The following is a 22,345-nucleotide window of genomic DNA, read 5'->3' as shown; positions in this document are numbered from 1 at the left end:
GGTCGTCCCCGTGATCCCGGTTGTCCCCGTGATCCCGGTTGTCCCCGTGATCCTGGTTGTCAACGTGATCCCGGTCGTCAACGCTGTTCATGCGCCCCACCCTATGCGGCGGGCTCACCTGATCGCGCCCGCCGCCAGGCCCCCGGCCAGGCGGCGCTGCACCAGGACGAAGAAGATCAGGACGGGCAGCGTGATCAGCGTCGAGCCCGCCATGACCGCGCCCCAGTCGGTGCTGTACTGGCCGAAGAAGCGGTGCAGCCCGACGGCCGCGGTGTACTTGCTGTCGTCCTGCATGAAGACGAACGCGAAGACGAACTCGTTCCAGGCGACGATGAACGCGAAGACGCTCGTGGCCACGAGCCCGGGGGCGACGAGCGGCAGCAGGATCCGGGAGAACATCCCCCACCAGCCGCAGCCGTCCAGGTACGCCGCCTCCTCGACCTCCCTCGGCACCGCGGCGACGAAGCCGCGCAGCGTCCAGACGGCGAACGGCAGCGAGAACGCCAGGTAGACGATCGTCAGGCCGATCAGGCTGTTGAGCAGCTCCAGGTCGCGCATCTGGAGGAACAGCGGGATGACCAACGCCTCGAGCGGCACCATCTGCACCACCAGGATCATCACCAGCACCTGGGTGCGCAGCCGGAAGCGGAAGCGGGCCACCGCGACGGCCGCGAAGAGCGCGAGCAGCCCGGAGAGCAGCACCGTGCCGAGGCCCACCAGCGCGGAGTTGGCCAGATACCGGCCGAACTCGCCGTCGTCGAGCACATGGGAGAAGTGGTCGAGGGTGAACCCCGAGGGCAGCACCTCGGAGCCGCGGTGGTCCGCCTCGGGGTCGAACGCGGAGGAGATCATCCAGTAGACGGGGAAGAGCGTGAACGCGAGCAGCGCCGTCACGGCCGCGGCGATGCCGATCCTTCCCGCGGTGGAGGTGCGGCGGGTCACGGGGCGTCCCCCTCGTCGGACTCCTTGGACAGGGCCCGCACATAGACGACGGTGATGGCGAGCAGCAGCAGCGTGAGCAGGACCGCGATGGCCGAGCCGAGGCCGTACTGGTTGCGGCTGAAGGACTCGATGTAGGACCACACGCCGAGGTTGAGGACGTCGGGGTTGGCGCCCGCGCCGCCCGGCATGAGGTAGATCTGCGCGAAGACCTTGAAGTCCCAGATGATCGACAGGATCGTCACCACCATGAAGACCGGCCTTATGGTCGGGACGGTGAGGTGCCAGAACCGCTGCCAGGCGTTCGCCCCGTCCACCGTCGCCGCCTCGGGCAGCTCGCGCGGGATGGTCAGCAGCGCCGCGTAGACGGTGATGGCCACGAAGGGGAAGCCGTGGTGGACGACGTTGAGCGTGGCGATCGCGTAGAACGACCAGCGGTCGGTGAACCAGTTGGTCTCGCGCGGCTCGATCAGCCCGAGCCCGTCGAGGCCGCCGCTGACCACGCCGTTGAGCGGGTCGAACACCCAGATCCACACATAGGTGCCGGTCACCGCGGGCATCGCCCAGGCCATCATGATCGCCGTCGAGCAGATGGCCCGCCACGCGCGCCCGAGGCGTTGCAGCAGCAGCGCGACCAGGGTGCCGACCACCACGGTGAGGGTCACACACGTCGCCGCGAACCCCACGGTGTTGGGCAGCACCGTGGTCCACAGGAACGAATCGCCCAGGATCTCGCGGTAGTTGTCGAGACCTGTGTAGTTGCTCTCGCCGGTGTTGATCTGCCGCAGCCCGTAGTCCTGGAACGACAGCAGCAGCACGCGCACCAGCGGCCAGAACAGCAGCACCGCGAGCACGGCGAGCGCCGGGGCGAGCAGCAGCCAGGGGCGCGAGGCGCGGGCCCATGCCGCGCGGCGCGCGGCACGGGCCCTGGGCGCGGCGGGCCCGGCCTTCCTCGGATCAGCCGCCAAAGGTCTCGTCCATGGCCGCGGCGGCCTCGTCGGCGGCCTCCTGGGGGCTCTGGTCGCCCGAGAGGATCCGCTGGAGCATGCCCTGGACGATCTGCTCGCCCTGGACCTGCCCGTACAGCTCGGTCACCGGGAGCGCGGCGCCCGCCTCGAGCATCTGCCGGGCGAACGGCGCCACCAGCGGCTCTTCCTCCCCCTGGACCTCCTCGAGCAGCGACTGCTGCCCGGGGAAGTACCCCGACTGGTCGGCCCATTGGGCGGCCAGCTCGCCCGTGGTCATCATCTCGATGAGCCGCCAGGCGAGTTCGGGCTCGTCACTGGTGAACTCCCCGAGCAGCGAGCCGCCGACGAAGGACGGGCTGAAGCCGCTCTCCTGGCCGGGCAGCGGCACCACGCCGACCTGCTCGGCCCACGCGGGGTCGGCCTGGATGAGCGTGTTCACGGTCCAGTTGCCGTTGACGACCATGGCCGCCTGGCCGTTCTGGAAGCTCTCCAGCTGGTCGGTCTCGAGCCAGGTCTCGGCGGCGGCGACGGAGAGGCCGTCCTCGGTGGCCAGCGACGTGTAGAACTCGATCCCCTCGACGGCCTCGGGGGAGTTGATGGTGGAACGCCAGCCGTCGCCGTCCCGCTCGGCGATCTCGCCGCCCGCGCCCCAGATGAACGGGTAGAGGCCGTACTCGCTGCCGCCGGAGACCGGGAAGGGGATCATGTCGGGCTCGAGGTCGCGCAGTCGCAGCGCGACCTCGCGCAACTCGTCCCAGGTGGTGGGCGGTTGGAGGTCGTGCTCGGCGAAGACATCCGCGCGGTACATGAGCGAGCGGATGCCCGCGTACCACGGCATGCCGTAGACGGACCCGTCCACGGTGGCCGCGTCGATGAGCCCCGGCACCAGGTCGTCGCCGAGGCCCGCCTCGTCGATGCTCCCCGAGAGGTCGGCAAGCGCCCCGGCCGCGCCGAACTCCGCCGCCCATGTGGTGCCTATCTCGGCCACGTCGGGCAGCTCACCGCCCGCCATGGCCGTGGTGAACCGGTCGTGCGCGTCGGCCCACTGGATGAACTGCACGTCGAGCAAGGCGCCGGTCTCCTCGCCGAACGCGGCCTCCAGCGCCTCCACATAGGGCTCGGCGTCGGGGTTGGTGCCCTCCATGATCCAGACCTCGAGGGTCGGACCTCCGCCGTCGGAGCCGTCGTCACCGTCGCCGCCGCAGGCCGTCAGCAGGCCGAGCGACAGCGCCGCGGCGCCGGCGAGCAGGCGCCGACGCCGCGACAGGAGCGAGAAGGGGGAACGCCCCCGGGGAGATTGCCGCATACGAGCGCCCCTCCGTAACGATCGAATGGGCGTTGATTGTGACAGCGCGGCGAACGGCCGATCCAGGTCCGCACATCACGGAACGGCACCGTTTGTGGGCTGGACCTCTGACCGCATTGGTCCAGGCCAGAGGCCCAAAAGCCCTTCCGGGGGCGGTACTTCGGCTCAGACGGCGAGCGAACGGTCGGTGGGCCTGATCGGGTAGGGCAGCCGTGACTCGCCCGTCAGATAGCGGTCCACGCCCCGCGCCGCGGCGCGGCCCTCGGCGATGGCCCAGACGATGAGCGACTGCCCGCGCCCCGCGTCCCCCGCGACGAACACGCCGTCCACGTTGGTGGCGTAGGACGCGTCCCGCGCGATGTTGCCGCGCTCGTCCAGGTCGAGGCCGAACTGCGCGACCAGCCCGTTCTCCTGGTCGGTGCCGGTGAACCCCATGGCCAGGGTGACCAGTTGGGCCGGGATGCGGCGCTCGGTGCCCGGCTTCCGCGTGAGCCTGCCCGCCACGAACTCCACCTCGACGAGGTGCAGCCACTGCACGTCGCCGTTCCCGTCGCCCTCGAAGCGCGTGGTGGACACCGAGTAGACGCGCTCGCCGCCCTCCTCGTGCGCGGAGGTGACCTTGAACGTCATGGGGAACGTGGGCCACGGCTGGTGGGCGGGCCGCTCGTCCGACGGGCGCGGCATGATCTCCAGCTGGGTCACGGACGCCGCGCCCTGCCGGTGCGCGGTCCCGACGCAGTCGGCGCCGGTATCGCCGCCGCCGATGACCACGACGTGCTTGCCCTCGGCGGAGATCGGCGAGGCGATCAGGTCGCCCTCCTGCACCTTGTTGGAGAGCGGCAGATACTCCATCGCCTGGTGCACGCCGCCCAGCTCACGCCCCGGGACCGGCAGGTCGCGCGCGGTGGTGGCGCCCGCGGCGATGACCACCGCGTCGTACCGCTTGCGCAGCGACGCCGCGTCGGTGTCCCTGCCGATCTCCACGCCCGTGCGGAACTTGGTGCCCTCCGCGCGCATCTGCTCGATGCGGCGGTTGAGGTGGCGCTTCTCCATCTTGAACTCGGGGATGCCGTACCGCAGCAACCCCCCGACGCGGTCGGCGCGTTCGAAGACGGCGACGGTGTGCCCGGCCCGGGTGAGCTGCTGGGCGGCGGCGAGCCCGGCGGGGCCCGAGCCGATGACGGCGACGGTCTTGCCGGAGAGCCGCTGCGGGGGCTGCGGGGTGATCACGCCCGCCTCCCACGCCTTGTCGACGATGGTGACCTCGACGTTCTTGATGGTCACGGCGGGCTGGTTGATGCCGAGCACGCACGCGGACTCGCACGGCGCGGGGCACAGCCGCCCGGTGAACTCGGGGAAGTTGTTGGTCGCGTGCAGCCGCTCGCTCGCCGCGCGCCAGTCGCCGCGGTAGGCGTAGTCGTTCCACTCGGGGATCAGGTTCCCGAGCGGACAGCCGCTGTGGCAGAACGGCACGCCGCAGTCCATGCAGCGCCCGGCCTGCTTGCTGATGACGGGCAGGAGCGAGCCGGGGACGTAGACCTCGTTCCAGTCCCTGACCCGGGTCTCGACGGGGCGGGTCCGCGCGACCTCGCGCCGGGTGGTCAGAAAGCCCTTCGGATCAGCCATGGGTCGCCGCCTCCATCATCTTCTCGTGGGTCTCGGACTCGGAGAGTCCGGCCCGCTCGGCGGCGTCCTTGGCGGCGAGCACGGCCTTGTAGGTGGTGGGCATGATCTTGCTGAAGCGGGCGAGCGAGGCGTCCCAGTCACTGAGCAGCGCGCCCGCGACGGTCGATCCGGTCTCCTCGGCGTGGCGGCGGACCACGCCGTGCAGCCACTCCGCGTCGCTCTCGTCAAGCTCCTCGACCGCGACAAAGCCGGGGTTGACCGACGCGGGATCGAGATCGATCAGATAGGCGATGCCGCCGGACATGCCGGCCGCGAAGTTGCGCCCGACCGCGCCGAGCACGACGGCCCGGCCGCCGGTCATGTACTCGCAGCCGTGGTCGCCGACGCCCTCGGCGACGACCGTGGCGCCGGAGTTGCGCACACAGAAGCGCTCGCCGACCCGGCCGCGCAGGAGGATCTCGCCACCGGTCGCGCCATAGGCGATGGTGTTCCCCGCGATCGTCGAGAACTCCGGCAGGTGGTCGGCCGCCCGGTCGGGGCGGACGATCAGCCGCCCGCCCGAGAGCCCCTTGCCGACGTAGTCGTTGGCGTCGCCCTCCAGGCGCAGCGTGACGCCGCGCGGCACGAAGGCGCCGAACGACTGGCCCGCCGAGCCCGTGAAGGTGAGGTCGATCGTGTCGTCCGGCAGGCCCGCGCCCCCGAACCGCTTGGTCACCTCGTGCCCCAGCATGGTGCCCACGGTGCGGTTGATGTTGCGGATGGCCAGCTGGGCACGGACCGGCTGCGCGTCCTCGGCCGTCTCGGCGGACAGCGCGTCGGCCGACAGCTTGATCAGATCGTTGTCCAGCGCCTTGGCGAGCCCGTGGTCCTGCTCGGTGGTCCGGTGCCGCGGGGTGCCATCGGGCAGCTCGGGCACGTACAGCAGCGGGGCCAGGTCGAGGCCCTGCGCCTTCCAGTGGTCCACCGCGCGCGAGACGTCGAGCAGCTCGGCGTGGCCGACGGCCTCCTCCAGGCTGCGGAAGCCCAGCTCGGCCAGCAGCTCGCGGACCTCTTCGGCGATGAACTCGAAGAAGTTCACCACGAACTCCGGCTTCCCGGTGAAACGTTCCCTCAGGACCGGGTTCTGGGTCGCGATGCCGACGGGGCACGTGTCGAGATGGCACACCCGCATCAGGACACAGCCAGAGACGACCAGCGGAGCGGTGGCGAAGCCGAACTCCTCGGCGCCCAGCAGCGCCGCGACCAGCACGTCACGCCCGGTCTTGAGCTGGCCGTCGGTCTGCACCACGATCCGGTCGCGCAGCCCGTTGAGCAGCAGCGTCTGCTGCGTCTCGGCCAGGCCGAGCTCCCAGGGGCCGCCCGCGTGCTTGAGCGACGTGAGCGGCGAGGCGCCGGTGCCGCCGTCGTGCCCCGAGATCAGCACCACGTCGGCGTGCGCCTTGGAGACGCCGGCCGCGACCGTTCCCACGCCGACCTCGGAGACGAGCTTGACATGGATCCGGGCGCCCGGGTTGGCGTTCTTCAGGTCGTGGATGAGCTGCGCGAGGTCCTCGATGGAGTAGATGTCGTGGTGCGGCGGCGGGGAGATCAGCCCGACGCCCGGCGTCGAGTGCCGCGTCCTGGCCACCCACGGATAGACCTTGTGCCCCGGCAGCTGGCCGCCCTCGCCCGGCTTGGCTCCCTGGGCCATCTTGATCTGGATGTCGTCGGCGTGCACGAGGTACTCGCTGGTCACGCCGAAGCGCCCGGACGCCACCTGCTTGATGGCGCTGCGCCGCGCCGGGTCGACCAGCCGCTCGGAGTCCTCGCCGCCCTCGCCGGTGTTGGACTTGGCGCCGAGCCTGTTCATGGCGATGGCCAGCGTCTCGTGCGCCTCCTGCGAGATGGAGCCGTAGCTCATGGCGCCCGTGGAGAACCGCTTGACGATCTCGGCGACCGGCTCGACCTCATCGATCGGCACCGACGGCCGCACGCCCTCGCGCAGCCGGAAGAGCCCGCGCAGCGTCATGAGCCGCTCGGACTGCTCGTTCACCCGCCCCGTGTACCCGCGGAAGATGTCGTAACGCCGCTCGCGCGTGGAGTGCTGGAGCCGGAAGACGGCCTCGGGGTCGAACAGGTGCGGCTCGCCCTCGCGGCGCCACTGGTACTCGCCGCCGATGTCCAGGTTCCGGTGGGCCGGGGCCACGCCGGAGGCCGGGAACGCGGCGGCGTGCCGCGCGGCCACCTCGCGGGCGATGACATCGATCCCGGCGCCGCCGATCTTGGTGGTGGTGCCGTGGAAGTAGGCGTCGACGAACGCCGCGTCGAGCCCGACCGCCTCGAAGACCTGCGCGCCCCGGTAGGAGGCGACGGTGGAGATGCCCATCTTCGACATCACCTTGAGCACGCCCTTGCCGAGCGCCTTGATCAGGTTGCGGATGGCGGTGGGCGCGTCGACGTCCGGCAGATAGGTGCCGCGCGCGACCAGGTCCTCGACCGACTCCATGGCCAGGTACGGGTTGACCGCCGCCGCGCCGTAGCCGATCAGCAGCGCGACATGGTGCACCTCGCGCACGTCGCCCGCCTCGACCAGCAGGCCCACCTGGGTGCGCTGCTTGGTGCGGATGAGGTGGTGGTGCACGGCCGAGGTCAGCAGGAGGGAGGGGATGGGCGCGTGCTCGGCGTCCGAGTGCCGGTCGGAGAGCACGACGATCCGCGCGCCGTCCGCGATGGCCGCGTCGGCCTCGGCGCAGATCTCGGCCAGCCGGTCGGCAAGCGCCTGCCCGCCGCCCGAGACCCGGTAGAGCCCGGAGAGCGTCACGGCGGCGAACCCGGGCAGGTCGCCGTCGGCGTTGATGTGGATGAGCTTGGCCAGCTCGTCGTTGTCGATCACCGGGAACGGCAGCGTCACGCTGCGACAGGACGCCGCGACCGGCTCGAGCAGGTTGCCCTGGGGGCCGAGCGAGGAGTGCAGCGACGTGACGAGCTCCTCGCGGATCGCGTCCAGCGGCGGGTTGGTGACCTGCGCGAACAGCTGCGTGAAGTAGTCGAAGATCAGCCGGGGCCGGTCGGAGAGCGCGGCGATGGGGGTGTCCGTGCCCATCGACCCGATCGGCTCGGCGCCGGTGCGGGCCATGGGCGTCAGGAGGATCCGCAGCTCCTCCTCGGTGTAGCCGAACGTCTGCTGCCGCCGGGTGACCGAGGCGTGGGTGTGCACGACGTGCTCGCGCTCGGGCAGGTCGGCCAGCTCGATCAGGCCCGCGTCGAGCCACTCCCCGTAGGGCTGCTCGGCGGCCAGCTCGGCCTTGATCTCGTCGTCCTCGATGATCCGGTGCTCGGCGGTGTCCACCAGGAACATCCGCCCCGGCTGGAGCCGCCCCTTGCGCACGACGCGCGACGGCTCGATGTCCAGCACGCCGACCTCGGACGACAGCACCACGAGCCCGTCGTCGGTGACCCAGTAGCGCCCAGGCCGCAGCCCGTTGCGGTCGAGCACCGCGCCGACCCGCACGCCGTCGGTGAACGTGACACAGGCCGGGCCGTCCCAGGGCTCCATGATCGTGGAGTGGTACTGGTAGAACGCCCGCCGCGCGGGGTCCATCGACTCGTGGTTCTCCCACGCCTCGGGGACCATCATCAGCACCGCGTGCGGCAGGCTCCGCCCACCCAGGTGCAGCAGCTCGAGCACCTCGTCGAAGGTGGCCGAGTCGGACGCCTCGGGCGTACAGATCGGGAAGACCCGCTCCAGCCGCTCCGGGTCCCCGAACAGATCGCCGGCCAGCTGCGACTCGCGCGCCCTCATCCAGTTGCGGTTCCCCTGGACGGTGTTGATCTCGCCGTTGTGCGCCACGAACCGGTACGGGTGGGCGAGCGGCCAGCTCGGGAACGTGTTGGTGGAGAACCGCGAGTGCACCAGCGCGATCGCCGAGGCGAGCCGCCGGTCGGACAGGTCGGGGAAGAACGGCTCGAGCTGCCCGGTGGTCAGCATCCCCTTGTAGACAAGGGTGCGCGCGGACAGCGAGGGGAAGTACACCCCGGCCTCGCGCTCGGCGCGCTTGCGCAGGGCGTACACGGCGCGGTCGAGCTCGAGACCGGCCTTGACGCCGTGGGCGTCCGCGACGAACAGCTGACGGAACGCGGGCATCGTCGCCCGCGCGGCGGCGCCGAGCAGCTCGGGCGCGACGGGCACCTCGCGCCAGCCGAGGACGTTCAGCTCCTCCTCGCCCGCGATGGCCGCGATCCGCGCCATCGCGGTCGCGGCGGCGTCGGCGCCCGTGGGCAGGAAGGCGATGCCGACCGCATACGAACCGACGGGGGGCAGGGAGAAGGGGACATTCGCCCTGAGGAAGGCGTCCGGGATCTGGAACAGGATGCCCGCGCCGTCGCCGGTATCGGGATCCGAGCCGGTGGCCCCACGGTGTTCGAGGTTGCGCAGCACGGCGAGCGCCTGATCGACCAGCTCATGGCTGGCCTCGCCGGTGAGAGTGGCGACAAAGCCGACACCACAGGCGTCATGCTCGTGGCGCGGGTCGTACATCCCCTGCTTGACCGGGTGGGACGCGGAACGCATCGGCTCTCCCGTCGTCGTCTTGGTGCGTGATTGTTCCGAGGGACGACGCTGGCCCTGGCGTGCGTTAAATTTTCGTGCAGGTTACACGATGTGTCGGATCCCGGGAAGCGGATACGACAGTCCACGATGCGGACAACGCCCACGCTGTGGGCCTCATTGCACATGCCCGGGGACAAGGATCTGAAACCCCCCAGAAACAAAGCAACGCCATCAGCCTCAGCGGTTTTCCCCACCCGGCGTATTCCCCGCCCCCGCCCTCCCACCGGCGACAACGACGGAGCCCCGCCGTCGCGTGGGCGACGGCGGGGCTCCGGGAGGCCGGGGCGGGTGGGCTATGACCCCTTCTCGGCGGGCGCCGTCTCCTTCTCGCCGTCCCCGCCCTCGGCCCCGTCGGCCTTCGCGGCCTTCTCCAGCTTCGCGGGCGCGGGGGCATCGGCCGTCTCGGCGGTGTCCGCCGCTTCCGCCGCGTCCGCCGCGTCCGTCTCTTCCGACGACTCCGCGGCGTCCGCCGACTCCACCGCGTCGGAGGGCTCGTCCTCAGGAGCCTCCACCCGCTCCTCGCGCCCCGGCGCCCGCCTGGACGAGATCACCAGGTACGCCACCGCGGCGGCGAAGACCAGGACCGATGTCCAGTTGTTCAGGCGCAGGCCCAGGAACTCGTGCGCCTCGTCGATCCGCAGGTACTCGATCCAGAAGCGGCCCGCCGTGTACGCGGCGACATACAGCGCGAACGCCCGTCCGTGCCCCAGCCTGAACCGCCGGTCGGCCCAGATCACCAGCACGCCGACGCCCACGCACCACAGCGACTCGTACAGGAAGGTGGGGTGGAAGGTCCCGTTGTCGAGACCGTTGTCGATCTCCACGGCCCATGGAACATCCGTGGCGCGACCGTACAGCTCCTGGTTGAACCAGTTCCCCCAGCGACCGATCGCCTGTGCGAACGCGATCCCCGGCGCGACCGCGTCGGCCAGCGGCGGCAGCGCGATGCCCCTGCGGCGGCAGGCGATCCAGGCCCCGAGCGCGCCACCGGCGATCGCGCCCCAGATGCCGATCCCGCCGTCCCAGATCTTGAACGCGTCGACCCAGTCGCGGCCCTCGTCGAAATACAGCTGGTAGTCGGTGACCACGTGGTAGACCCGCGCGCCGATCAGGCCGAAGGGCACCGCCCACACGGCGATGTCGGCGACCGTGCCCGGCCTGCCTCCCCGCTCGACCCAGCGCCGCCCGCCGAGCCAGATGGCGAGGAAGACGCCGATGATGATGCACAGGGCGTATCCGCGGAGCGGGATCGATCCGAGGTGGATCTCGCTCTCGCTTGGGCTGGGGAATGAGGCAAGGATCTCCATGGTGCTCCCGACGCTACCGTGCCAGGGCGCCGGGACGGAATCCGCCTGCCCCATCCCGGCGCCCGTGTCCGTCACCGATCCGACGACGATCCGGCACCCGTCCGGCTATCCGGCCAGTTCGTCCACGCGTTCGCGCAGGCGGTCGGGGGTGAGCGGGTCGTCGGTGTCGCCGTAGACGTTCTCGCCGTCCAGCAGGATCGTGGGGGTACCGCTGAAGTCGGAGCCCAGGAATCCCTTGTTCGAACGGTGGACCCACTCGTCGTTGTCGCCGTTCTGGACGCACGAGCGGAACGACTCGGTGTCGAGGCCCTCCACGTCGCCCGCCAAGTTGATCAGGTGAGACTTGTCACCGAAGGCGTCGTCCGACTCGGGCGGCTGGTTCTCGAAGAGGACGTCGTGGTACTCGGCGAACTTGCCCTCGTCCCTCGCGCACAGCGCGGCGTTCGCGGCGAACTTGGAGCCGTTCCCGCCGAGGTTGCCGTCGATGATCGTCACCAGGTGGTAGTCCACGCGCAGCTTGCCCTCGTCGGTCAGGTCGGCGACCGTGTCGCGGAAGCCGTTCTCGAACTGGCCGCAGGCCGGGCAGCGGAAGTCCTCGTACACCGCGAGGGTGGCCGGGGCGTCGCCCTTGCCCACGCTGATCGGGTCGACGGCGGGTGTGTCGTCCGTGCCCCCGCCGTTGCCGTTGGCCGCGATGATGCCGACCCCGGTGGCCACCACCAGGACGGCGACGGCGATGCCGCTGACCTTGACGGTGCGCTTGCGGCGCTCCGCCGCCCGCTCGCGCTCCCGCTCCGCGCGCAGCCGCTCGCGCGCGCTGATCTTCCCCTGACGATTCCGTTCGCTCACGCAAGGGCCAACGACGCGGCGCCCGGTCAGGACACGCCCACGGAGGGGCGGGCTCGGGCCGCCGCGCCTCAGCGCTCGGGCACGTCCGCGGGCGACTGCTCCCAGGGCACGCTCAGCCAGGGGCTCTCGGGCTCGGTGCTCAGGATCCGGTGCACGGCGACCATGTCCGTGTACCAGTCGCCGAACTCCTCGCTGTCGAAGTGCAGGCACCGGCCCAGCACGAAGCCGATGGCGAACTCCGCCCACGACCTGTACACCTGTCGGCTCGCCTCGCCCGCCCGCAGCAGCGCCCGCTCGGTCTCGGCGAGGTCGGCGTACCTGGCGCCCAGGCCCCAGCGGGCCATGCAGGAGGCGCGCCCGAAGTCCCAGGCGAGGACCGAGCGCACACAGGAGTCGCCGCTCAGCAGGCCGTCGGCGCGGAAGCGGGCCTCGTAGCGCAGGACGCGGCCGATCAGCTCCTGGACCAGCGCGATGTCGGCGTCGAGGTCGAACTCGGGCGGGCGGCCCGTCTTGTCCACCACCTCCGCGGTGCGCGAGACCAGGACGCGCTCCGCCGTCTCACGCCAGCGCACCGCGTCGGGCGCGGTGCCGTGCTCCTGCATCAACGCCTGCCGCACCCGCAGCGCGAACTCCCAGGCGGGCGAGATGACGTCGCCGCGCAGCAGCTGCTCGGTGGTCTCGAGCCACTCGGGGCGCCCCGAGACGCCCCACCACGTGCGCAGCAGCTCCTTCTCCTCGGTGTAGCCGCCCCACTGCCAGCCGAGGTGGTTCCAGATGGCGCCGTTGTTGACCATGAGCATGGCGCCACAGGCCATGCCGTGCGCCAGCGTGTCGTACCTGTGCCCCGTCCACAGCGTCTTGAGCTGCGGCTCGGGCGCCGAGGCCTTGGTGTGCCGCTTCCAGCGCTTGGGGTCGGCGGGCAGGAAGGTCTCGACGGGGGTGCCGGGGTTGACCGCGAGCCAGCGGACGGACTTGGGCCAGCCCTTGGCCAACGCCTTGAGGTCGCTGCGCTCGAAGACGTGGTCGCCGCTCGGCGCGGTCAGCATGCCGCGCGTGAAGACGGCGAGCGACAGGCCCTGGAAGCGCGGGTCGTGGAACGGCTTGAACGGGATCGAGCCCGGCACGGCGTCCATCAGCTCACGGGACATCGGGAAGTAGAGATCCGTCCCCGCGAGCACCGTGAAGAAGGTGGGCCAGTCCCCTTCGGCCCCCGCCGCGTAGAGCCTCTCCTCGACCACCGTGGGCGCCCGCCAAGGCGCCTCCTGACCCGCGGCGCTGCCCGCGGCCCCCGAAATCCCCATGCCACCGACTGTAGCGGGGAAACGCGCCCGGCCCTCACGGGGGCCGTGAGCCGGAGCGCGCGCCGGGCGTGAACCCGGCGCGCGCGTCCGGCCGTTGAGCACCGGTCCGTTGAGCAGCGCTCCGTTCAGCCGCGGGCCCTGACCCCGCGCGCGAGGTCGGCGGTCAGCAGCCGCAGCTCGGCGAGCCGCGCCTCCTCGTCGTCCATGTGCTCGAGAACGCGCTGGACGAACGCCGAGCCGACGATCACGCCGTCGGCGAACACGGCCACCTCGGACGCCTGGACGGCGTTGGACACCCCGAGCCCCACGCACACCGGCAGCTCGGTGGTGGCCCGCACGCGCCGCACCAGGTCGGCGGCGTCCCTGCTGACCGAGGCCCTGGTGCCGGTCACCCCCATGAGGGAGGCGGCGTAGACGAAGCCGCTGCCCGCCGCGGTGACGGTGGCGATGCGGGCGTCCGCGCTGCTCGGCGCGACCACGAAGACCGTGGCGAGACCGTGCTGCTCGGCGGCCTTCCGCCAGGCCTCCGACTCCTCGACGGGCAGGTCGGGCAGGATGCAGCCCGCGCCGCCCGCCTCGGCCAGCTCCGCGGCGAACCGCTCGGGGCCGTAGCGGTCCACGGGGTTCCAGTAGGTCATGCAGAGCACCGGCGCGCCGGTCGCCGCGTGTACCTCGCGCACGGTGCGCAGCACGCCCGCGATGCGGATGCCGCCGCGCAGCGCGATGTCGTCCGCGGTCTGGATGACCGGGCCGTCGAGCACCGGGTCGCTGTGCGGGAGCCCGATCTCGACGATGTCGCAGCCCGCCTCGACCATGGCGGTCACGGCGCGGATGCCGCCGTCGAGGGTGGGGAACCCGGCAGGGAAGTACCCGATGAGGGCCGCGCGGCCCTCGTCCCGGGTCGCCGCGAGCCTGGCGTCCAGGAGGTGTGCGTTGCCGCTCATGCCTCAGCTCCGTTCGTGCCCTGTCGCTCGCCCTGTCGTTCGCCCCGCCGCTCGTCGTAGAGCCCGAAGTACCGGGCGGCCGTGTCCATGTCCTTGTCGCCGCGCCCCGAGAGGTTGACCAGGATCAGCCCCTCGGGCCCCAGCTCGCGGCCCACGTCGAGCGCCCCCGCGAGCGCGTGCGCGCTCTCGATCGCGGGGATCACGCCCTCGGTGCGGGACAGCAGCCGCAGCGCCCGCATCGCCTGGTCGTCGGTGACGGGCCGGTACTCGCCGCGCCCCGCGTCCTTGAGGTAGGAGTGCTCGGGGCCGATGCCGGGGTAGTCGAGCCCGGCGGAGATGGAGTAGGGCTCGGTGATCTGGCCCTCCTCGTCCTGGAGGACATAGGAGCGCGAGCCGTGCAGGATGCCGGGCTCGCCCGCGGTCAGCGTCGCGGCGTGCTCGCCCGACTCGACGCCGTGGCCCGCGGCCTCGCAGCCGATGAGCCGCACGCCCTCGTCGGGGATGAACGCGTGGAACAGGCCGATGGCGTTCGACCCGCCGCCCACGCACGCCACGACCGCGTCGGGCAGCCGCCCGACGCGCTCCCGGATCTGGCGGCGCGCCTCCACGCCGATGACGCGGTGGAAGTCGCGGACCAGCGTGGGAAACGGGTGAGGGCCCGCGACGGTCCCGAACAGGTAGTGCGTGTGCGCGACGTTGGCCACCCAGTCGCGGAACGCCTCGTTGATCGCGTCCTTGAGGGTGCGGCTGCCCGAGGTGACGGGGATGACCTCGGCGCCGAGCATGCGCATCCGCGCGACGTTGAGCGCCTGGCGTTCGGTGTCGACCTCGCCCATGTAGATCGTGCAGTCGAGGCCGAACAGGGCGCAGGCGGTCGCCGTGGCGACCCCGTGCTGGCCCGCCCCTGTCTCGGCGATGACCCGCGTCTTGCCCATGCGACGGGTGAGGAGGGCCTGGCCGAGCACGTTGTTGATCTTGTGGGAGCCGGTGTGGTTCAGGTCCTCGCGCTTGAGGAAGATCCGGGCGCCCCCGGCGTGCTCAGCGAAGCGCGGCACCTCGGTGAGCGGGCTGGGGCGGCCGGTGTAATGGATCAGGAGGTCGTCGAGCTCGGCGGCGAAGGCGGGGTCGCCCTTCGCCTTCTCGTACTCGGCCGCGACCTCATCGACGGCGGCCCGCAGGGCCTCCGGGATGAAGGTGCCGCCGAACGCGCCGAAGTATCCCCCGGCGTCGGGGACCCGGCCATCGGGGTCGGGAAAGAAGTGAGCAACGGACATGCGGAACGAAGCCCTTCCAGATGGGTGTACCGAAACGACGGGCGCGACGGGGTCCGCCTCAGGCGGAGACCCCGGGGCGGCGCCATCGACGGCCGTTGATCTGGCCGGGCTCGCACCCGATGTGGTATCGCACGCGGCGGCCGAGCACGCGGCGCGCGGGCGCGCGACAGCCGCGGGGGCGCGTGCCCCGGGCCGGATCGCTGCACCGCGCGCCGGTCGACACTCCGGTCAGCGCCCCTGCCGCAGCGCCGGGTGGGCCCCGGCGGCCACGAGGTCGGACACGGCGGAACGCGGGTCCTTGCCCGTGACCAGGGACTCCCCGACGAGCACGGCGTCGGCGCCCTCGTTCGCGTAGGCGATCAGGTCGTGCGGGCCGCGGACGCCGGACTCGGCGATCTTGACGACGTGGGCGGGGATCTCGGGCGCGACCCTGGCGAACGTCTGCCGGTCGACGTCGAGCGTCTTGAGGTTCCGCGCGTTCACCCCGATGATCTTGGCGCCCGCGTCGAGCGCGCGCTGGACCTCCTCCTCGTCGTGCACCTCGACGAGCGGGGTGAGCCCGATGGACTCGGCGCGCTCGACGAGCGACACCAGCGCGTCCTGCCCGAGCGCGGCGACGATGAGCAGCACGAGGTCGGCGCCGTGCGCCCTGGCCTCCCACAGTTGGTAGGCGGTGACGATGAAGTCCTTGCGCAGCACGGGCACGTCGACCCGGGCGCGCACGGCCTTGAGGTCGTCGAGCGAGCCACCGAAACGGCGCTCCTCCGTCAGGACGGAGATCGCGGCCGCGCCACCGGCCTCGTAGTCCCCGGCCAACGCGGCCGGGTCGGCGATCGCGGCAAGCGCGCCCTTGGAGGGGCTCGAGCGCTTGACCTCACAGATGACGGCGACGCCTTCGCCCTTGAGGGCGGCGACGCCGTCCTTGGCCGCGGGGGCCTTCGCGGCGGCGGCCTTGAGGTCGTCGAGGCTCACCCGCGCCTGCCGCTCGGCGAGGTCCGCACGGACGCCCTCGACGATCTCGTCCAGCACACTCACGCGACCGGCCCCTTCCCTCCGGGGAGATACGAACACCTCGATGGTATCCGCCAGGACCCGGAGCGTTCGCATCCGCATCCCCCGCGCAGCGCCTGCGGCGCGCTGACCCGCGCGGGGGTGGTCACGGGCTCGCCTGCGGGTTCGCCTGCGGCGGGCTTGGCCGCCGTGCGCGAGGTGCGGCGTGTGGGTCGCTGCTGATCGCCTGCGGCGGGCTTGGCCGCCGAACGCGTCGTGCCGCGCGCCCGGTAGCCGCCCTTCGCCTGCGGCGGACCGGGAGCTTGAGGTCCTGCCCACGGCGGACTGGGCGCCGTGCGCGACGTGCCGCGCGCCGGGTGACCGCTGTGAATCCCACCTGCGGCGGGCTGAGCGTATGCGTGTTCTGCTCCGCGCGAGGTGGGGGGGTACCGCAAGGTCGCCTGCGGCGGACTGGGCGGCCGTACGCGTTGTGCGGTGGACAGGATGGCTGCGGCGGGCCGGGGGCTTGGAATATTTCTGCTGCGGCGAGCCACTGCACTGTGCCAGCTACGCCGAGAGGCCCGGAGCGGAGGGCCGGTTCCACCGCACCGAGGACTGCCGTCCAGGAACCCGGCCATGGCGAACCACCACGCGGTGCGAGCTGCACCGTCCGGGGATGGCCACCGTATGGGGGTACGCCTGCGGAGGGCCGCCACGTTGCGCGCTGCTCGGCGTGGTTGCGGCAGGGCGAGCGCGCTCACCGGACCCGCCCCGCAGGCAACCAACACACCTCCGGCGGCACCAGGGAGCCTCCTCAAGTCGCCGCACAAGACGGCTCACCACAAGCGCCCCCTCACAGCAACCACCCGCGTGACAACACCCAGCCCGGCGTAGCCCACGAAACGCAGCAGCCCGCAGGCGAACTTCCACAGCGGCCACCCCGCACACGGCATCCCAGCCCACCGCAGGTACACCTCGATCACTCCCCCAGCCACCCCGCGTGCGCGGCCTTGTGCACGGCGCACCACCCGCCGCAGGCAAGACCTCAAGCTCCCGGCTCGCCGCAGGCGAACAGCAGTCACCCCGTACACCGCACAACGCATACGACCGCCAAGCCCGCCGCAGGCGAACCACAGCCACCACCCGCCCTGCGGAGCGCGCCGAGCGCAACAGCCCGCCGCAGGCGAACCCCCACAACAACCACCCCACGCGGCCCAGCGCGCCGCAGGCGGACTCTCAGGGGACCGCAGCGATCAGCGGTGTGCCCCACGGAGTGTTTCTCGTGATCGTGAACGCGGCCGTCACCGCTGCCGCCGTCCAGGCGTGGCGGGGGGTGGGGGTGAAGGGGAATGTGCGATGGGTGAGCCACAGGGCCAGGGTCGTCGCGAAGGTCACGAACGCGGTCAACGCCAGGGCGTTCGCGCCGAGCGCCGTCAGGATGTCGCCGTGGGCCAGCGCGTGGGCGCTGCGCAGGCCGCCGCAGGCGGGGCAGTGGAGACCGGTGAGCGAGAGGACCGGGCAAGGGGGGTAGTGGCCGGGGACGTTGGGGTCGACCGTGGCCACCGCGGCGAACGCGGCGGCCGCCGCGCCCAGCGCGGCGAGGGGGGCGGCGAGCACCCGTTCAGCATCGGCGGCGCGCCGCGCCCGCGCAAAGGAACGCGCCGCGTTCAGCCGGTGACGCTCGCCTCGCGGTCATCGCCCGTCGACTGGCCGGGGACCGCGGCCGTCGGCGCCTTGCCGACCGCCGCCGTGGAGGAGACCGGCTGGCCGAGGCCCATGGAGCGCATCACCAGGCCGACCACCGCGCCGAGCGCGACGACCGCGCCACCGGCGGCCACCCCCCACGGCTGGGCCATCACGGTGTAGGCGCTACCGACGCAGAACCCGACGATGATGATGATGACAGCGGTCCAGGCGGCCGGGGTGTTCCCGTGGTGGTTCTCGCGCGCCATGTTTCAGTGCTCCTCGGTGATCGACGGCCGCCCGGTCGAGGGACCGTCCTGGGGGCCGGAGTGGCTTGTGGCCATTGTCGCAGGCAGCGGGGACGGTCCTACGTGGGGTCCTCGCCCCGGTCGAGCGCGCGCCAGATGTCCTCGGGGCGGTCGTCGCCGAGGGCGGCCGAGCGGCCCTGCTCCCCGCGCTCGCGGCGGCCAGCGCGCTCGTAGCGGCCCGACATCGCGGGCCACTGGCGCCCGTAGCTCAACGCCAGGAGCCCCGCGCACAGCAGCAGCAGCCCGCCGAGCGCGGAGAACCACGGCCAGCCCGTGTGGCTCACGCTCGTCACCGCGGCCTCGGTCAGGCCCATGGCCTCGGCGGCGCTGGTCTCCAGGGCGTCGGTGTCGCCCGCGCCCAGCACGGCGGTCCCGATCGCGCCCGCCCCCGACAGGGCGAGGACCGAGGCGACGACGGTCCGCCCCGTTCTGCGGACGGCGAACACCGCGACGAGCGCGGCGAGTCCGACCAGGGCCAGCGCGCTCGGCACGCCGGAGACCGCGCTGCCGCTCGCCGTGACCGGCAGCGACGCGTCGGTGGCGGCCGTCTCGCCCTCGCCCCAGGTCTGCCCGGCGGAGATCAGCACGATCGCCGCCCCTGCGGCGCCGCTGAGCAGCGCGACACCCAGCGCGCGGCGCGAGGCGCGCGCGCCCGCGGCGCTGCTTGGGGGGTTCCGGGTCACGCTTCCACGCTACCTCGCAACTTCCCGGCTGTGGCCACCGCCCTCAGAACGGCCGCCGCCTTGTTCGCGCACTCCGTGTCCTCGGCGACGGGGTCGGAGTCGGCCACGACCCCGGCGCCCGCCTGGACGTAGGCGACTCCCTCGCGCAGGAGGGCCGTTCGGATGGCGATGGCGGTGTCGGCGTTGCCCGCGAAGTCGAGGTAGCCGACGCAGCCGCCGTAGACGCCGCGGCGCGTGGGCTCGAGCTCCTCGATGATCTGCAACGCCCTCGGCTTGGGCGCGCCCGAGAGCGTTCCTGCGGGGAAGCAGGCCATGAGGGCGTCGAAGGCGGTGCGGTCGTCCGCCAGCCGCCCGGTGACGGTGGAGACGATGTGCATGACGTGGCTGTAGCGCTCGACCGACATGAAGTCGACGACCTCGACGGTGCCGGGGCGGCACACGCGGCCGAGGTCGTTGCGCCCGAGGTCGACGAGCATCAGGTGCTCGGCGCGCTCCTTGGGGTCGGCGAGCAGCTCCTCGCCGAGGGCCGCGTCCTCCTGCGGGGTGACGCCGCGCCTTCGGGTGCCCGCGATGGGGTGGAGGAGGGCGCGGCCGTCCTCGACCTTGACCAGCGCCTCGGGGCTCGATCCGACGATGTCGAAGCCGTCGAACCTGAAGAGGTACATATAAGGGCTGGGGTTGGTCGCCCTGAGCACGCGGTAGACGTCGAGGGCGCTCGCGGCGCACGGGGTCTCGAACCGTTGCGAGGGCACCACCTGGAACGCGTCGCCCGCCCTGATGTACTCCTTGACGGTCTCCACCGCGCGCCGGTAGTCATCGCCGCCCCAGCGGGCGGTGTGCGGGGGCAGCTCGGACGGCGGCAGGGCGACGGCCTCGGCCCCCGCGGGGCGGGCGAGGTCGGCGGTCATGGCGTCGAGCCTGCCCACGGCGTCCAGGTACGCCTCGTCGACGCCGGTGTCGGGGTCATGGTGATTCTCCCCCGCGAGCGGGAGGTGCCCCCAGGCGTTGGCGATCAGGAGCACCGTGCCGTCGCGGTGGTCGACCACGGCGAGGTCCGAGGCGAGCAGCATGGTCAGCTCGGGGAGCGCCAGGTCGTCGCGGGTGCTGTCGCCGATGGACTCGAGGCGGCGGACGATGTCGTAGCCGAGGTAGCCGACCATCCCCCCGGTGAACGGCGGTAGTTCGGGGTCGTGCGGGGTGTGCAGGATCTCGATGGTCTCGCGCAGGGCCCGCAGCGGGTCGCCGTCCGTGGGGACGGAGACCGGCGGGGTGCCGAGCCAGTGCGTGCGCCCGTCGCGCACGGTCAGGGTGGCGACGCTGCGGACGCCTATGAACGAGTAACGCGACCACGTCCGCCCGTTCTCCGCGGACTCGAGCAGGAACGTGCCGGGGCGCTCGGCGGCCAGCTTCCGGTACAGGGCGATGGGGGTGTCGCCGTCGGCGAGGAGGCGACGGGTGACCGGGATCACCCGGCGCTCCTTGGCGAGCGTCCGGAAGCGCTCGAGGTCTGGCGTCGTCATGGCGCGTGAGCCTAGTGCGTCGGGAACGGCAGGCGTCCCGCGTCGAAGCACGTCCGGTCGCCGGTGTGGCAGGCCCCGCCGACCTGGTCGACCTGGACGAGCACGGTGTCGCCGTCGCAGTCGAGCGCGACCGACTTCACGTGCTGCGCGTGCCCCGAGGTGTCGCCCTTGACCCAGTACTCGCGGCGGCTGCGGCTCCAGTAGGTGCAGCGGCCCGTGGTCAGCGTGCGGCGCAGGGCCTCGTCGTCCATCCAGCCGAGCATGAGCACCTCACCGGTGTCGTACTGCTGGGCGATGGCGGCGACCAGCCCGTCGGGGGTGCGCTTCAGGCGCGCGGCGATGGCCGGATCGAGGGACGGGCCCGGTGACGTACCAGGTGACGTAGGGGACATGGGTTCATTCTGCCTCCTGCTCGAGGGGTGCTCCGCGGGGCGGACGACTAGGCTGGACGCATGTCGACGCATGCGAAGCGTGAACGTCTGCTGCTGGCCGATCTCCTGGAGTCCGCGGGCCCGGAGGCCGCCACCCTGTGCGAGGGGTGGACGGCGCGTGATCTGGCGGCCCATGTGGTGGTGCGGGAGCGGCGGCCCGACGCGGCGGCCGGGATCGTGATCAAGCCGCTCGCCGCCCGGGGGGAGCGCACGCGAAGCGAGTTCGCGTCGCGGCCCTACGACGAGCTGGTCCAGCTGATCAGGCTCGGCCCGCCCCGGGTCTCGCCGTTCTCGCTCAAGCAGATCGACGAGGCGGCGAACACCGTGGAGTTCTTCGTCCACGGCGAGGACGTGCGGCGCGCGCGGCCCGAGTGGGAGCCGCGCGATCTCGACCCGGTGTTCTCGGACGCGCTGTGGAAGCGGCTGGAGTCGGGGGCGCGGATCATGGGCCGCCGCAGCCCGGTGGGCCTGGTGCTCAGGCGGCCCAACGGGCAGACGGCGGTGGCCCACAAGGGCACCCCTGTGGTGACGGTCACGGGCGATCCCGGCGAGCTGCTGCTGTTCGCGATGGGGCGCCAGGAGGCGGCCAAGGTGTCGATCGAGGGCGACGAGGACGCGGTGCTGAGCCTGCGCAAGGCCAAGCTGGGCATGGGCTAGGGGGCCGGGCGGAAGCGTCAGGCGGAGGTGGCGTCAGGCGGAGGCGTCGGGCGGGGGGCCTGGCGCGATGCCGAGGCGGCGCAGCGCCGTGGTGCGCACGGACCTGCTGACGACGCATCCAACGCCGCCGTCGGGCAGGGCCACGCGCGCGATGTCGATCCGCACCTCGTGGGGGTGGAAGGGGTCCCAGTCGATCCCCCACCCGCGCAGCCATCGCTCCCACCCGCGCCGCCCGCTGTCGCCCCGGTCGTTGCGCGCGGCGACCACGAGCACCCACTCCCCGTCCGTCTCCGCGGCCATCGGCCTACTGTAGGCCGGGGTGCGCAGGGTCTCGAACACACTGGCCACGCTCTCCGCCGCGTGGCCCTCGGCCTCGGCCTTGGCGAAGAGGTGGTGCACCGCGGCGGACAGGCCGGTCGCGACGCCCGCCTCGCGCGTCGTCTCGACGACGCGCTCGGCGCCGACGACCTGCATCGCGAGGCTGTTCTCCTCGCCGGGGTAGGTGCCCGTCGCCGGGGTAGGTGCCCGCCACGAACCGCACGCCGTGCCCGGCCGCCCAACGGGCCGCGCCGCGCAGTTGTTCAGGGGTGTCGGAGCTGAGGGCGACCAGCACCGGGTCCCTCGGCGCCGCCGGGTCGGCCGCGCCGATGGCGTCGTGCATCGCGCCGTGGTCGACGAGGCTGACGACCGCGAGTCCCGAGGCGCGCAACGCCTCGGTCGGGGACGCGGCGAGGGTGGCACCGCGTTCCACCAGCCGATCGGCCTTGGATGCCGTTCGGTTCCACACGGTCGTCGGGTGACCCGCGTCGACAAGGATCTCGGCCATCTTCGCGCCCATCGCGTCAAGTCCGATCACGGTCACCGGCTCACGCGTGCTCATGTCCGTCCCGGTCTCCTCCGCCGTGTGCGTGGGCCCCACCGTGCGCCCCGCCGCTTCGGGAACGCTTCGGGCCCGCTACGGAGCCCGCTGT

Annotated in this window: 19 protein-coding genes and 1 pseudogene; 1 reads left to right on the top strand and 19 read right to left on the bottom strand. The window is 72.3% G+C overall.

The annotated features are described in order from the left end of the window. Window positions 1–114: 114 nt before the first annotated feature. From D7318_RS28580 to hisI, 17 genes are all read right to left on the bottom strand, one after another. The gene (locus D7318_RS28580; RefSeq protein ID WP_120700132.1) at window positions 115–942 is read right to left on the bottom strand and encodes a carbohydrate ABC transporter permease; all 828 of its coding nucleotides are present in this window, start codon (window positions 940–942) and stop codon (window positions 115–117) included. Further along, complete coding sequence (locus D7318_RS28575) at window positions 939–1,907, bottom strand: carbohydrate ABC transporter permease (RefSeq protein WP_120700131.1); 969 nt, start codon at window positions 1,905–1,907, stop codon at window positions 939–941. Before D7318_RS28575 ends, D7318_RS28580 begins: the two co-directional genes overlap by 4 nt. Continuing rightward, window positions 1,897–3,213: a sugar ABC transporter substrate-binding protein gene (locus D7318_RS28570; protein ID WP_120700130.1), complete on the bottom strand. Its 1,317-nt coding sequence runs from the start codon at window positions 3,211–3,213 to the stop codon at window positions 1,897–1,899. The genes D7318_RS28575 and D7318_RS28570 overlap by 11 nt, the downstream gene beginning before the upstream one ends. 165 nt (window positions 3,214–3,378) lie before the next feature. Then, on the bottom strand, window positions 3,379–4,839 hold the full coding sequence (locus D7318_RS28565; RefSeq protein ID WP_120700129.1) for a glutamate synthase subunit beta: 1,461 nt from the start codon (window positions 4,837–4,839) through the stop codon (window positions 3,379–3,381). Continuing rightward, window positions 4,832–9,388, bottom strand: coding sequence for a glutamate synthase large subunit (gene gltB, locus D7318_RS28560; RefSeq protein ID WP_120700128.1), 4,557 nt, complete (start codon window positions 9,386–9,388; stop codon window positions 4,832–4,834). Before gltB ends, D7318_RS28565 begins: the two co-directional genes overlap by 8 nt. A 332-nt stretch (window positions 9,389–9,720) precedes the next feature. Beyond that, on the bottom strand, window positions 9,721–10,734 hold the full coding sequence (lgt, locus tag D7318_RS28555) for a prolipoprotein diacylglyceryl transferase (RefSeq protein WP_120700127.1): 1,014 nt from the start codon (window positions 10,732–10,734) through the stop codon (window positions 9,721–9,723). 105 nt (window positions 10,735–10,839) lie between these two features. Further along, on the bottom strand, window positions 10,840–11,583 hold the full coding sequence (locus D7318_RS28550) for a DsbA family protein (protein WP_183091648.1): 744 nt from the start codon (window positions 11,581–11,583) through the stop codon (window positions 10,840–10,842). A 68-nt stretch (window positions 11,584–11,651) separates the two neighbouring features. Continuing rightward, window positions 11,652–12,884 (bottom strand): DUF1266 domain-containing protein, encoded by a 1,233-nt coding sequence (locus tag D7318_RS28545; protein ID WP_120700126.1) that lies wholly within the window; start codon window positions 12,882–12,884, stop codon window positions 11,652–11,654. 125 nt (window positions 12,885–13,009) lie between these two features. Further along, complete coding sequence (trpA, locus tag D7318_RS28540) at window positions 13,010–13,828, bottom strand: tryptophan synthase subunit alpha (RefSeq protein WP_120700125.1); 819 nt, start codon at window positions 13,826–13,828, stop codon at window positions 13,010–13,012. Beyond that, window positions 13,825–15,102, bottom strand: coding sequence for a tryptophan synthase subunit beta (gene trpB / locus D7318_RS28535; RefSeq protein ID WP_120700124.1), 1,278 nt, complete (start codon window positions 15,100–15,102; stop codon window positions 13,825–13,827). The genes trpA and trpB overlap by 4 nt, the downstream gene beginning before the upstream one ends. Window positions 15,103–15,160: 58 nt before the next feature. Next, complete coding sequence (gene trpM, locus D7318_RS35065; RefSeq protein ID WP_408055550.1) at window positions 15,161–15,334, bottom strand: tryptophan biosynthesis modulator TrpM; 174 nt, start codon at window positions 15,332–15,334, stop codon at window positions 15,161–15,163. Beyond that, window positions 15,331–16,137: an indole-3-glycerol phosphate synthase TrpC gene (gene trpC / locus D7318_RS28530; RefSeq protein WP_120700123.1), complete on the bottom strand. Its 807-nt coding sequence runs from the start codon at window positions 16,135–16,137 to the stop codon at window positions 15,331–15,333. The genes trpM and trpC overlap by 4 nt, the downstream gene beginning before the upstream one ends. A gap of 1,191 nt (window positions 16,138–17,328) precedes the next feature. Continuing rightward, window positions 17,329–17,709, bottom strand: coding sequence for a DUF2752 domain-containing protein (locus D7318_RS28525; protein ID WP_230424172.1), 381 nt, complete (start codon window positions 17,707–17,709; stop codon window positions 17,329–17,331). Between the two features lie 50 nt (window positions 17,710–17,759). After that, window positions 17,760–18,044: an HGxxPAAW family protein gene (locus D7318_RS28520; protein WP_230424170.1), complete on the bottom strand. Its 285-nt coding sequence runs from the start codon at window positions 18,042–18,044 to the stop codon at window positions 17,760–17,762. Window positions 18,045–18,142: 98 nt separating this feature from the next. Beyond that, complete coding sequence (locus tag D7318_RS28515) at window positions 18,143–18,766, bottom strand: TIGR02234 family membrane protein (RefSeq protein ID WP_120700121.1); 624 nt, start codon at window positions 18,764–18,766, stop codon at window positions 18,143–18,145. Beyond that, window positions 18,763–20,286: an anthranilate synthase component I gene (locus tag D7318_RS28510; RefSeq protein WP_120700120.1), complete on the bottom strand. Its 1,524-nt coding sequence runs from the start codon at window positions 20,284–20,286 to the stop codon at window positions 18,763–18,765. Before D7318_RS28510 ends, D7318_RS28515 begins: the two co-directional genes overlap by 4 nt. Window positions 20,287–20,297: 11 nt before the next feature. Further along, entirely contained in the window at window positions 20,298–20,678 is a 381-nt protein-coding gene (gene hisI, locus D7318_RS28505; protein ID WP_120700119.1) for a phosphoribosyl-AMP cyclohydrolase, read from the bottom strand. Window positions 20,679–20,738: 60 nt separating this feature from the next. Between hisI and D7318_RS28500 the strand changes: the two genes are divergently transcribed. After that, window positions 20,739–21,374 carry a TIGR03085 family metal-binding protein gene (locus tag D7318_RS28500; RefSeq protein WP_120700118.1) on the top strand — a complete coding sequence of 212 codons (636 nt, stop codon included), beginning with the start codon at window positions 20,739–20,741 and terminating at the stop codon, window positions 21,372–21,374. A gap of 33 nt (window positions 21,375–21,407) precedes the next feature. Here D7318_RS28500 and D7318_RS34845 read toward each other — a convergent pair whose 3' ends face one another. Next, a complete protein-coding gene (locus tag D7318_RS34845; protein WP_408055549.1) occupies window positions 21,408–21,959 on the bottom strand; it encodes an imine reductase family protein in 552 nt (183 codons plus the stop codon). Further along, window positions 21,916–22,254, bottom strand: a pseudogene (locus D7318_RS35060) (NAD(P)-binding domain-containing protein); the annotation flags it as partial. The pseudogene D7318_RS35060 and the gene D7318_RS34845, both read right to left, overlap by 44 nt. Between the last annotated feature and the right edge of the window lie 91 nt (window positions 22,255–22,345).

It is taken from the genome of Streptomyces radicis (genome assembly GCF_003626575.1).
GTDB lineage: Bacteria > Actinomycetota > Actinomycetes > Streptomycetales > Streptomycetaceae > Streptomyces > Streptomyces radicis.
The sequence above is the reverse complement of the archived record's forward strand: the minus strand, read 5'-3'. Positions and strand labels throughout refer to the sequence as shown.

What these genes read in the sequence shown, in the direction of transcription:
- D7318_RS28570 (WP_120700130.1), bottom strand. Translation starts at nt 3,213, where the DNA reads ATGCGGCAATCTCCCCGGGGGCGTTCCCCCTTCTCGCTCCTGTCGCGG.
- D7318_RS28565 (WP_120700129.1), bottom strand. Translation starts at nt 4,839, where the DNA reads ATGGCTGATCCGAAGGGCTTTCTGACCACCCGGCGCGAGGTCGCGCGG.
- gltB (WP_120700128.1), bottom strand. Translation starts at nt 9,388, where the DNA reads ATGCGTTCCGCGTCCCACCCGGTCAAGCAGGGGATGTACGACCCGCGC.
- lgt (WP_120700127.1), bottom strand. Translation starts at nt 10,734, where the DNA reads ATGGAGATCCTTGCCTCATTCCCCAGCCCAAGCGAGAGCGAGATCCAC.
- D7318_RS28545 (WP_120700126.1), bottom strand. Translation starts at nt 12,884, where the DNA reads ATGGGGATTTCGGGGGCCGCGGGCAGCGCCGCGGGTCAGGAGGCGCCT.
- trpA (WP_120700125.1), bottom strand. Translation starts at nt 13,828, where the DNA reads ATGAGCGGCAACGCACACCTCCTGGACGCCAGGCTCGCGGCGACCCGG.
- trpB (WP_120700124.1), bottom strand. Translation starts at nt 15,102, where the DNA reads ATGTCCGTTGCTCACTTCTTTCCCGACCCCGATGGCCGGGTCCCCGAC.
- D7318_RS28520 (WP_230424170.1), bottom strand. Translation starts at nt 18,044, where the DNA reads ATGGCGCGCGAGAACCACCACGGGAACACCCCGGCCGCCTGGACCGCT.
- D7318_RS28510 (WP_120700120.1), bottom strand. Translation starts at nt 20,286, where the DNA reads ATGACGACGCCAGACCTCGAGCGCTTCCGGACGCTCGCCAAGGAGCGC.
- hisI (WP_120700119.1), bottom strand. Translation starts at nt 20,678, where the DNA reads ATGTCCCCTACGTCACCTGGTACGTCACCGGGCCCGTCCCTCGATCCG.
- D7318_RS28500 (WP_120700118.1), top strand. Translation starts at nt 20,739, where the DNA reads ATGTCGACGCATGCGAAGCGTGAACGTCTGCTGCTGGCCGATCTCCTG.